6 protein-coding genes are annotated in these 8,997 nt (G+C 45.0%); all 6 read right to left on the minus strand.

Annotated features, from left to right (window positions below; translation table 11 throughout):
* A complete protein-coding gene (gcvH, locus tag WC317_00530) occupies positions 1-390 on the minus strand; it encodes a glycine cleavage system protein GcvH (GenBank protein MFA5338618.1) in 390 nt (129 codons plus the stop codon).
* A gap of 26 nt (positions 391-416) precedes the next feature.
* A complete protein-coding gene (gene gcvT, locus WC317_00535) occupies positions 417-1,517 on the minus strand; it encodes a glycine cleavage system aminomethyltransferase GcvT (GenBank protein ID MFA5338619.1) in 1,101 nt (366 codons plus the stop codon).
* 3 nt (positions 1,518-1,520) lie between these two features.
* Positions 1,521-3,635 (minus strand): acetate--CoA ligase family protein, encoded by a 2,115-nt coding sequence (locus WC317_00540; GenBank protein ID MFA5338620.1) that lies wholly within the window; start codon positions 3,633-3,635, stop codon positions 1,521-1,523.
* Between the two features lie 188 nt (positions 3,636-3,823).
* Positions 3,824-4,744, minus strand: a complete 921-nt coding sequence (locus tag WC317_00545) for a hypothetical protein (GenBank protein ID MFA5338621.1) — start codon at positions 4,742-4,744, stop codon at positions 3,824-3,826.
* 105 nt (positions 4,745-4,849) lie between these two features.
* Positions 4,850-8,173 (minus strand): transglutaminase domain-containing protein, encoded by a 3,324-nt coding sequence (locus tag WC317_00550; GenBank protein ID MFA5338622.1) that lies wholly within the window; start codon positions 8,171-8,173, stop codon positions 4,850-4,852.
* A 470-nt stretch (positions 8,174-8,643) separates the two neighbouring features.
* Positions 8,644-8,985: a hypothetical protein gene (locus tag WC317_00555; GenBank protein MFA5338623.1), complete on the minus strand. Its 342-nt coding sequence runs from the start codon at positions 8,983-8,985 to the stop codon at positions 8,644-8,646.
* Positions 8,986-8,997: the final 12 nt, after the last annotated feature.

An 8,997-nucleotide genomic window follows, 5' to 3' on the forward strand; every position in this document is an offset into this window, starting at 1 on the left:
TCAATGCGCTCCGGTCTTTATGAATTCCAGGTAATCCTTTTGCGTCATCAGGGAATCTATCTCTGATTTGTCCTTCATCTCGATCGCGAAGAACCAGCCCTCTTCATAGGGCGACTTGTTGACCAGTGAAGGGTCCTTTTCGACCGCATCGTTCGCTTTTACTATCTTCCCGGATACCGGGGCATATATCGAGAAGGCGGCCTTTACCGATTCCACTACCGCGGCCTCGCCTGCCTTCGCTACCTCTTTACCGGTTTTGGGAAGTTCGACGAAGACGACGTCGGTTATCTCTTTCTGGGCGTGGTCTGTTATGCCTACGTAGCCGGTGCTGCCCTCGACCCTAAGCCATTCATGCGTCTTCGTAAAACGCAGTTTCTCCAGATCGACCATTATCTCTTCCTCCTGCTTGTCCCGCGCTAATTTTTAGCGCGGCGATAAAATGGCGTCTCCACAATAACGGCCTTCTTCTTTTCGCCGTGGACTATCACATCGAAAATCCCGCCGGTCTTGGAATCTTCCGGCGCGACATACGCGAAACCTATATTTTCTTTCAAAGTCGGCGAATAAGTCCCGCTCGTAACTATGCCGGCACTCTTCCCGCCCTTTTCTATGGCATATCCGGTGCGGGGGATCGCTCTATCCAACATCTTAAATCCTACCAGTATCTCCTCGATCCCCTTTGCCTTCCTCTCGAGTATAGCTTTTTTGCCGATGAAATCCTTGCTCAGGTCAAGCGTCCTCTCCAGCCCCGACTCCAATGGTGTCTTAGACTCATCAGTATCGACACCATAAAGCGGGCATCCCGCCTCAAGCCTTAAGGTGTCCCTCGCGCCCAGCCCGGCCGGGATAAGGCCATATCCTTTTCCGGAGGCCAGGATATCGTTCCAGACCTTTATGCACTTGCCTGCCGGTATGAACATCTCGAACCCGTCCTCGCCGGTGTATCCGCTCCTCGAAAGGAGCGCGTAAGAACCGTCGACTTCGGTTTCGACAAAATGGCGGTGTTTGAGCTGGTCGATGTAGGCTTTACAAAAGTGAGACAATATCTGCTGCGAAGCCGGCCCCTGGATGGCTATCCCGCCGAGCGAATCGTTTATATCTTTTATATCGGCGCCTTCCGTGTTATGAGACCGTATCCACGCGAGGTCTTTTTCGAAGGTCGAGGCGTTCACGATAAGGATATACCTCTCTTCGCCCGCGTTATATATGAAGGCGTCATCAAGGGTCCCGCCGTTATCGTCGCATAACGGGGAATAGACTATGCCTCCCGGGGCGGCCTTTTCTATGTTATTGGTGAATATCTTCTGCAGGAATTCTTTCGAGGACTTTCCGGAGACCTCGAGTTTTCCGAGGTGGGAGATATCGAAAAGCCCGGCTTTGGTGCGGGTCGCGTTATGTTCCTCAATAATGCTCGTATACTGGATAGGTAAAAGCCAGCCGTGGAATGAAACGATCTTCGCGTTAAGACCCTTGTGCGCCTCGTAGAGGGGGGTCTTCCTGTCTTCAGTGGAAGTCATCTATTATTTTTCTAGCTCTATGCTTATCCTGGCGTCTATCGCCATGCTTCCGCCTTTCCCTTCAGCCGGGAAGACCTTAAGCGGGTTTATATCGAGTTCTTTTATCATGGGGAAATCCGTGACCAGCTGCGAAAGCCTGAGCAACCCTTCTCTTATCGAATCTATATCCGCGGGTTTCTCGCCGCGGGCGCCTTTAAGGAGCGCGGCCGATTTTATCGAATCTACCATTTCAGCAGCCTCGCGCGGGAGTATCGGGGCGATCTTGAAACTGACGTCCTTAAGCACCTCGACATAGATGCCGCCGAGCCCGAACATAAGCATCGGCCCGAATTGCGCGTCTTTCGACATGCCCAGTATGACCTCTTTCCCTCCCGAGACCATCTCCTGGACGAGGACGCCGAGGATATTCGCGTTCGGCACCGCAGCCTTGGACTTCCTCATTATCTCATCAAACGCCGCCTCCGCTTCCTTGGCGTCCTTGAGCCCGACCTTGACCCCGCCCACGTCCGATTTATGCAGTATGTCAGGCGAGGCTATCTTCATTACGACGGGATAACCTGTCTTATCCGCGGCCACTGCCGCCTCAGCGGCGTTCTTGGCTAGGGTGCTCTTCGGCAGCCTGAAGCCGTAACTTTCTATGATATCGCGCGCGGTATATTCGGGAATCTCTTTCTGCCCGGATCTGGCCGCCGCGTCGAGTATCTTCTTTACCCTGTCTTTGTCGACCTTAAAAGACTTTATGTCTTCCTTGGGAAGGTCGAGCATATTTTTGTATTTGACCATTATATTGAAGGACGAGATGGCGCGTTCAGGGAAGAGGAAATTCGGTATTTTATTGTCCTGCAGGATATTCGTGCCCTTCTCGACCAGCCTGCCGCCGATGAAACTCGTGAATATGGGCTTGCTGTCCTTGCTGGCCACAAGGACGTCGGCGGTCTCCTTTATCTTGCTGTTGCTCTGGGGCGTCAGTATCACTATAAGCCCGTTGACATTCGGATCTTTTAGAAGGGCGCTTACCGCGACCTTATACCTCTGGTCATCGGCATCGCCTATGACGTCCACGGGATTATTCAGCGCGGCTGTCTTGGGAAGCGCCCCCCTCAGGTAATCGACCGTCTCTTTGCTCAGGGGCGCGACTTTCGCGAACTGTGAACGCTCGACCGCGTCGACCGCGATTATCCCCGGCCCGCCGGCATTAGTTATTATCGCGAGGTTCGGGCCCTGCGGGAGCTTCTGGTATGAAAAAGCCACGGCGTAATCGAAAAGGTCCGCGATCGTCCTTGCGCGTATTATGCCTGTCTGCGCGAACGCTGCGTCGAACGCGGCATCGGAGCCCGCGAGGCTCCCGGTATGGCTTGAAGCGGCCTTTGCCCCTGCCTTGGACCCGCCGGCCTTGCAGATTATCACGGGCTTCTTGGCCGTGACCTCCCTGGCGACTCGCATAAATTCCTTGCCGTCCTTTACATCTTCTATATAGCCTAAGATGACTTTCGTGTCCGGATCCTCACCGAGCGCTTTCAGCAGGTCAGTCTCCGATATGTCGGCTTTATTCCCGATGCTTACGAACTTGGAGAAACCTATCTTCTCCTTGACCGCCCAGTCGAGTATGGCAGTGCACAAGGCGCCTGACTGGGAAAAGAAAGCTATATCTCCGGGAAGCGGCGAGATTGCGGCAAACGAAGCGTTAAGGTGGGCGGTGGAGCTGATAAACCCGAGGCAGTTGGGGCCGAGCACCCTTACCCCGTGTTCTTTAGCTACCGCGGCCAATTCCAGCTCGAGTTTCTTTCCTTCAGGGCCTGTTTCCTTGAAACCGGCGGTTATGACTATTGCGGCCTTTATGCCTTTCTTGCCGCATTCCTTCATGACTTCGATGACCCCGGCCGCCGGGATGGCGAAGACCGCGAGATCGATATCTTCCTTTACGTCGAGCACCGACGGATAGGCTTTATCCCCCATCACCTCGGTATCTTTGGGGTTTATCGGATATATTTTTCCTTTATATCCGTATTCCTTGAGATTGAATAGTACGTCGTGGCCGATCTTGCCTTTTTTGGGGGATGCGCCGATTATGGCGATGGAACGGGGGTTGAAAAGCCTGTCCAGACCGTTTGAGCTCATTTCATATTCCTTAGATTTTTTAGGTTAACAAGCCTTTCCGAGCATTACGAAAAGGTGGGATAGGGGTATTTTATTAGGAAGGGGCAAAATTGTCAACGAAAATTTGACAAATCCTAGAGATCGCATGCGATCTCTAGGGCCCCAGATCCTAGAAATCGCATAGCGATTTCTAGGAATCCCGGATGGGATCACTGTTTTGCTATCCAGTCGAGGGCTTGCGAAATTATCGCCGGGGAAGGCCATTCGTGTCCGCCTTCGAATTCGTGCTTATAGACCTTCAGGTGGTTCGTATCTAACTTCGTATAAACCTTCTTTACCTCCTCCAGATTAGAGTCTTTCTTTCCTATACACAAATAGACGGCTACATTTTTGGCTATCTCCTGCCTTTCATCGGCGAACCCCGCGGCGCAGGCGATCACGCCCTTGAATTGGGCCGGATGGCCATATGCCATTTTAAACGACATCCTTGCTCCTCCTGAAAGGCCTGCCGCGTAAAACCGTTTTTCGTCGACCCTGAAACGCTTCGGGATATCTTTAAGCATTGCCTCTTGCGCGCTGACTATGGGCTCCCACGGCCCGTTCTTGGCATCATGCGAACCGACAACGATCCATCCCAGGTTATCCGCGGCGTAAGCAAACCGTTTAGCGGCATCTTCGCCGTTCCCGTTGGGGTCAAAACAGAAAAGAACGGGTCTCTTGGTTTTCGTATCATAATTGGACGGCAGACGGACGGTATACCTATATGACGCGGAACCCGCATTGAAACTTATTGTATCGACAAGCTTAACGGGTTTTTCCTCCACCGGCTTTTGTTCCGCCGCTTCTTTTCTTTCTTCGGGTTCCGGTTTGGCTAACTTCTCATGTTCATCTTTCGTCACCCATTTGCCGTCGTATAAGATAAGCCCTTTGGCTTCCTGTTCGGCCGCAGTTTTTTTCCACTGTTCGTGCTCGGATTCGCGCTGCTGTTTTTGATCCTCCCATTTTTTCTTTAATTTCGCGTTCTCGCCGTCGCTCGCTTTTGAGATCGATTCTATGAGTGACTTGGGATAGGTCATCCTGCCGATATTTACGGCAACGACCACCGAATCGTCCGTTTCTATCTCTATCACACCTTCGACAGAACCGCCGGATTTGAGGCAAATAACATCCGCGAAAACGGCGGTAGGAATTAAGAGGAAGATAATAAGAAATAAAAGCGAGTGTTTTTTCATTTGTCATTCTTTATTTTCTTTAGAGCTCTTAATAATATCCTTTATCTCGATATCTAAATTTGAAGTTATGAAGCTTTCTTCTTGTTTAAAGATCTCTTTTTTATTTAATCCTTTATCCTTATCAAATGCTTTCCTTAAAATTTCGAGCGCTTTCTTTTTGTCGTTCTTCCTTAAATATGATACGCTCAATCCCAATGCATCGGTTGCCTTAAACTTGCCTTTCCCGAGAACCTTCTGGAAGATTTCGATGGCTTCGTCATATTTACCATTCTCGTAATACGCCCATCCAAGGGTTCCAAGATGATCATGATCTTCGGGACCTAATTCCACACCCTTCTTTGCCCAATAAATCGTCTTGTCTCTTTCAGAGTTTTCTATTATAGAATCCCATGCGAGGTTATTGTAAGCGCACCCAAGGGTCGAACCATATTCAATGGCTTTCTTATAATAGAAAATAGCTTGTTTGAAATCATCTTTTTTATCGAATAAAAATCCCAAGCGTTCATAAGTATAATGATATTCGGGATTTATGCTTTCTTCAAGTTTGAATTCTCTTATTGCATCATCGACTTTATCCTTCTTCTTATAAGCTAAACCTAAAAAATAATGGGCTCTTCCAATATCCTCGTCTAATTCCAAGGCTTTTTTGGCGTTATCAATAACTTGTTCAATATTATCTTTTTTATAAAATACGCGGCAAATTTCCACGCGAAGCTCTGGGCTATCGGGCATGATTTCCAGGCCCTTTTTCAATAACTGAAGCGCTTTATCTACTTCATTTACATCAAAATACAATTCGTTCAACCAAACATAAGCATCTGTGTATTTATTATCCAACTCAAGGCATTTAAGATATGACTGCTCTGCCTCTTTAAACATTTTTTTATTTCCATAAATTACTGCCAGATTATAATAAACTGCTGGGGATTTAGGAGACAACGTCTGAGCCTTGAGGGTTTCCTTAAGCGCCTTATCATATTCATGATTATGGGAATACCTTGAACCGAGACTCAAGTGAGCCAATGCAAAATAAGGGGCTATATTAAGGGCCTTCTCGAGCAGGACCTTCGTTTCATCATAAATTTTTCTATCATTTTTATTGCTACCTATAAGAGCCATATATTTATCCCAATAGCAGTCGGCATCAAAAGGGTCAAGCTTTAAAGCCGCGTCATACATATAATCGGCTGTATCTATCCGGCCCGCAGGGAAAAAATTTGCTAATTCTTTATACGCAAGAGAAAAATTAGGGTCTTTTTTTAGAGCCAACCTCAGATAGATCAATCCTTCAAAAAAAGATGTGACATTTCTTTTTGAAATATTTTCTCCCTGATAAGCCCCCTTGGAATATAATAAAAAACAGCTAAAATCAGGAAGATAGAATTCTTCTATTCGCCTTCTCTCTAAATCTGAAATTGATACTTCCAAATTTTTAACTATTTGAAAAATCATCTTTTGGCTCGCCTTCAGAAAGACATCTTTTCTACACTTAATCTCATCTAAAACTATGGTTGCATTCCTCTTTTTATCAAAGATTGAAACGCTCAGGATCAAACTATTGTTATCGCTGCTTTCCTGAGAAACCCTGCCTATCAAAAGGTATTCTACTCCCCGTTTTTCACATGCTGCGGTCAGTTCCTTTCCGTTTTTTAAAAAACAATTTTTCTCGCCAGGTTCGCTGTAATAATCTAATATTGAAAACTTTCTTATGCACATTAAATTTCTTCTAAATACCCGCTGTAAACCGATATTGATCGGCTGATGTTCCTCCGCTAAGCTGCCTACATCAAAATAGGAAATGCCTATTCGCATAGGATCCTTTATAATAATATCTTCCGGAGATATTACGGGTAAGACAGCCTCAGGATACTTTCGTAAATTCGGCCGCGGCAGTTTCGATAATTCTTCGAAAGTCATACCGGCAGTTCCTTTATAATCAAGTACCTCAAAGCGGTCAAAATAACAACTCCCGAGCATCTGGTAATTATACAAGGCGAGCGCCTTAAAACTTAAATCCGTATCGGAAAACTTTATATGTCCGGCATCGACAAAGCCAATTTGATTCACTGTAACATCTACCGGCAGCCAAGTACCATTATCATAAATTTCGTTCCACATATGATACCCAAAATAGCCGTGGCCATAAGAGATCCCGAGAACGCCCTTTGCGGGTATGCCTAATGAACGGCAAAGAGCGCAAAATAAGACCGCATATTCCGAACAATCCCCTTCCTTGATCTTCAAGACATCTCTAGCGGAATAAAATCCTTTCTTTTCCGTAAATTTAATCTCGCCATTGATCCATTTGGAGATCTTGGTGACTTTTGTAATTATGTTCTCGTCGGCGCCTGCTATCTCCAAGGCGAGGGATCGAATTGCGTTATCGTTAATCTCGGCGTAAACGGAATCCGCTAAATATTTATTTGTATTTTCTCTCCCGATCTTAAATATCCTGTCGGGAATTTTTATATTATTCTCTACGATGACTTCGTAATTATTATTTATAAAACTGACTTTTTGACGGGGACTTCTTAGGATCAAATTGTTCCTGATGAGCGTAAAAGAACGGCCCTTTACTTTCAGATAATAAAGTTTGTTCAAATCCACCATATAAGTAGCAACCGGTATCGAAGACCTCTTGGATGCCGGCAATATCGCATCTTTTTCGACCTCAGATTCAGGGATTACTTTATATAACACATTTATATTTTCATATTGACCGCTAATTAATTTACCGTCTTCATCGATTATAAATCGTTGATTTAAATTATCAAAAGTTTTGCTGCTGACTGCAATTTCAAAAAAAACCTTCTGTTTGCCCCCGATGGGTGACTCGAACTTTCTGACAACCGTAAGTTTTTCTTTTATGACCTCAAGAAAATCCTCTTCAAAGACGTCAAATTCATAGGACCCCACCCCCAGATTTCTATCAGCCACTAATTTCATTAAAATGACCGAGGGATACACTTTGCTGTTTGTTGACACCTTGCAATGCGTAACGTAACCATTTCTGGTAATATCGATTGCAATACCCTCTTTTGTCGCTCTCGCTTCAGCATAGAGTTCGCCTTCATACTCATGATTCTTTAATTCTAAATGGTCTAAGCTTAAATCCTTATTGACAAAAACGATAATTTCCCCTGTTTTTTTTGAATCGGGCGCATCCGCAGTCGGATAGTCATAGCTCAGTATCCTCACTTCGTGCCCTTCTTTATCCTCGCGGGGCAAAATCCGGTAGTTAAAATAGCCTGTCTTCTTGTTTTCAAAAAATATATTGCCCCAATATTCTTCATTGATTGCATCAGCCAATGTGTATCCGGTGGACATGGATATTATCAAAATTGTAAAGAAAAATTTAAATTTCATGTATTTTCGTCTTTCTTTTTCATAATAAAAATTTTAGTAACTATAATTTTTTGAATGCTGCTTGTATTATTATACCTCATAATTATAAGTATTTAAAGGAGTTAGGCAAAGGTCTTTGATCAATTTGTGGAGGGTAAATCAGTTTGGCTTTTGATTATCTATCAGTATCGGGTGGCGCACTCTGGGAAATAAGAATATTATCCTTGATAAGCTACAATTTTAGCAGAAATCCCTGGGGACAGTTCTGGGATTAAATACAAAAACGTCCCCTTACTTCCCTAAAAAGCCAAGTCGCTGGTTGGAAAGCCATTTTCTAGGTGACTTTGGGATACTGTGTATAATTTTTGCACCGTGCGCTCTTGAGGCAGGATAAAACTACTTGTCAATTAAGTTAATTCCGGACCCTATTTTTTCTCTGTTCTTTTTCATTTTCATGGCATTGTAACATAAAAGCCATGTTTTATTAAAATCGGCGCTAAAATTCGTAATGCAAGGTGAAAAAATACAAGCATTAAAACGCCTATCTGGAATAAGGTTGCTAACATACTTAAAATAATCGAGACTAATTTGTTTATCTTTGAAAAATTTTTAAATAAATAACCTGCCGTGCCAACAAAAATCAGAATACTTACCAAAAGTATTACCGGTAACCAAAATTTTTGAAATATCTTACCACTACCTCCTTGACCCGCTAATACATCAGCTATGAAAACTATCGAACTCAAAAATAGGTAAGCTACATACCCAATAATGCATAAAATAAATGATTGCATAATTATTCCCCC

The organism is Candidatus Omnitrophota bacterium, from assembly GCA_041653595.1.
Lineage (GTDB): Bacteria > Omnitrophota > Gorgyraeia > Pluralincolimonadales > Pluralincolimonadaceae > Pluralincolimonas.